The organism is Bartonella jaculi (assembly GCF_039543045.1).
Lineage (GTDB): Bacteria > Pseudomonadota > Alphaproteobacteria > Rhizobiales > Rhizobiaceae > Bartonella > Bartonella jaculi.
Genome location: NZ_BAABIZ010000085.1, coordinates 1 through 2,375 on the forward strand (window position 1 = coordinate 1; position 2,375 = coordinate 2,375).

A 2,375-nucleotide genomic window follows, 5' to 3' on the forward strand; every position below is an offset into this window, starting at 1 on the left:
TGCGACAGCCAGCAGCCATGGTTTTAGCCTTTCTGGAAATGACACGGTAAAGAATATTACCAAGAATGTTTTAAACCATGGCAAAGCTAAGGATAACGCAGAAGGGGAAACCAAATCCGCTATCAGTAATGGTACTATCATCCTAACGGGTGAAGCCAACCAAAGGGCAATAGGGCAAGACACTGGACAAATCATCGCTTCCCTCAACCGCAATACTGCAGCAGCCCACCAGGCTGTAGCACCGATAGACGTTACATCGCTTGAGGGAGCCGTGCATAATCGCTTAGACATGATCAATGATTTATCCGATGAAGGATTTGGTTACCTTGATAAAATTTATCAAATCTCATATGTCAAAAAACATCCCACCGGAGAGGTTGTACACGATGCAAATGGCAATGTTCTCTACGAAACAGATAAAAATGGAAACTATATCAAAGACAGCTATGGAAGAAAAATACCTCTGTATCGCTATTTAACGCCAGAAGAAGAGAAGCATTTACAAAAAGGCTCTGATGGCGCTGTTTATATGTTTTACAATGGTATTTTTAACACATCCGATGATGCCGCGCGTTATGCAGTCCAGTTTGCTGATAATGAGCATGATCCCCTTTATTTTACCTACTTCCCCAAAGCTAAAGACTGGGAAGTGGAGGTAGGAATAGCAGTTTTTCAGAAGATTCTGGAAGGTAAACTTTTTTTTGGACTGACCAATTCGACCAAGAAGTTTCAGAATATGATGTCTCTCTATGGCAATGACGGATTGCATATTGATGCACATAGCCGTGGTAGCTTAACAGTAGGCAACGGGATGCATGACTTTGAAAAGCGTGGCATTCACAACATAGCAGGCAACACAAGTATCAATCTTTTTGGTCCTGCTTATAATGCTCAATTGATGGCAAATACACTTGATTATTTAAGTGATGGCAAGCAAACCTCAGTCGGTTTAGAAAACCACGCATATGACTTTGTTGGTATAAAGTTTGGTGGCAATCCTGCTACTTTTGATAAGATCCCTTCAGGGAGTAGTCCTGGGAACGAGGCATGGAGAATATTGACGACTTATCCTACTGTCCATGCGTGCTATGGTCATGCGAGTCGTGAGTGTACATCGTTCTATGGTTCATCTCATCGTATACAAATTAATTCAATTAAACCAGGGGGCAAGAAATGAAATACATCTTAAAATTATCGAGTGTGCTTGTTTTGTTTATGATAGCGGGATGTAATTTTTTTCAGCCTTCTCCAGGGTATATATACATGTGGGAGAAGCCCGGAGCAGACTTTACCGAGGTAGGAAAAGCCTTGTTAGAATGTGGTATGCCAACCCCTTATGATGAGGATTCAGAAAGTAGAGAGCAGAGCATTAATGAGCAAGCAACAGTTCATGCTTGCATGATTCAATCAGGATTCCGTTATAAAGGGAGAGGTAACTGGTGTTATACATTTAAAGAAGAAAACCTTCCCATTTGTCGTCCTGGTGCTGTTATTCCCAAGCGCAGTGTCAAGAAGCGCTTAAACAGCCCGTTTTGTAAAAAACATCCAGAACAACCTGAATGTAAACCTTAAGTGCTGCTTATGATGGAAAGTACAATCCCCACAGCCATGTGTTCGCATGTCTATGGGGGGTGTTCCTTTCATTCACCATCTCAACATTGTTCAGAACTGTCTTGAAAAACGCAGACAAAAATAATCAACAGGCTTTTAAAGCCTTTTAATTGCAAAGAAATCCATTGAAAGAGGGGAAAATGAAGAAAACTTTAAAACTATTGAGTTGCATGGCTTTTTTAAGTACAGCTGGATGTGTTAACCAAATTTCCTCGCTTTCTCCAAGATTATGGAGACAGAAAATACTTTTGGAATGTGGAGTACCGGATCTTGATAAGGTTGTAGCGCTGGATTTGAATCAATTCGCTAGTATTGAAATTTGTCTGGGGCAATCAGGTTTCCGTCCTAGCTTTACGATACAAGAATGGTGTGAGAACCATAAATCAGACAACCTTCCTATATGTCGTCCTGGTGCTGTCATGCCTCAGCGCAGTGTTGAGAGACGCTTAAAGAGCCCTTATTGTAAAAGACATAAAAACGCACTTGAATGCCAACCTTAAGTCTTGCTGTTGATGAAAAGTACAATCCCCACAGCGATGTATTCCCATGCATGTGCGGGATTGTTCTTTCCATTTTATTAAATCTAGAAGAAGAGGAGCATTTACAAAAAGGCTCTGATGGCGCTGTTTATATGTTTTACAATGGCATTTTTAATTCCCCCGATGAAGCAGCGGGTAATGCTGTGCAAATGGCTGTTCATAACAATGGTCACCTTTATTTTACCTACCACCCCCAAGATAAAGATAGGCTTGTAGAAATAGGGA

4 protein-coding genes are annotated in these 2,375 nt (G+C 41.1%); all 4 read left to right on the forward strand.

Annotation, left to right across the window (positions count from 1 at the left end):
- On the forward strand, positions 1-1,177 hold a 1,177-nt coding region (locus ABD915_RS09360), incomplete at its 5' end, for a filamentous hemagglutinin (protein WP_345117644.1).
- The gene (locus ABD915_RS09365) at positions 1,174-1,572 is read left to right on the forward strand and encodes a hypothetical protein (protein ID WP_345117646.1); all 399 of its coding nucleotides are present in this window, start codon (positions 1,174-1,176) and stop codon (positions 1,570-1,572) included. The genes ABD915_RS09360 and ABD915_RS09365, both read left to right, overlap by 4 nt.
- Before the next feature lie 179 nt (positions 1,573-1,751).
- Positions 1,752-2,111 (forward strand): hypothetical protein, encoded by a 360-nt coding sequence (locus ABD915_RS09370; RefSeq protein WP_208442479.1) that lies wholly within the window; start codon positions 1,752-1,754, stop codon positions 2,109-2,111.
- A partial coding sequence (locus tag ABD915_RS09375; protein ID WP_345117648.1) for a hypothetical protein occupies positions 2,099-2,375 on the forward strand: 277 nt, incomplete at its 3' end. The genes ABD915_RS09370 and ABD915_RS09375, both read left to right, overlap by 13 nt.

Bases quoted from the DNA above. Each gene is read 5' to 3' on its own strand.
- ABD915_RS09365 (WP_345117646.1), top strand. From the start codon at position 1,174: ATGAAATACATCTTAAAATTATCGAGTGTGCTTGTTTTGTTTATGATA.
- ABD915_RS09370 (WP_208442479.1), top strand. From the start codon at position 1,752: ATGAAGAAAACTTTAAAACTATTGAGTTGCATGGCTTTTTTAAGTACA.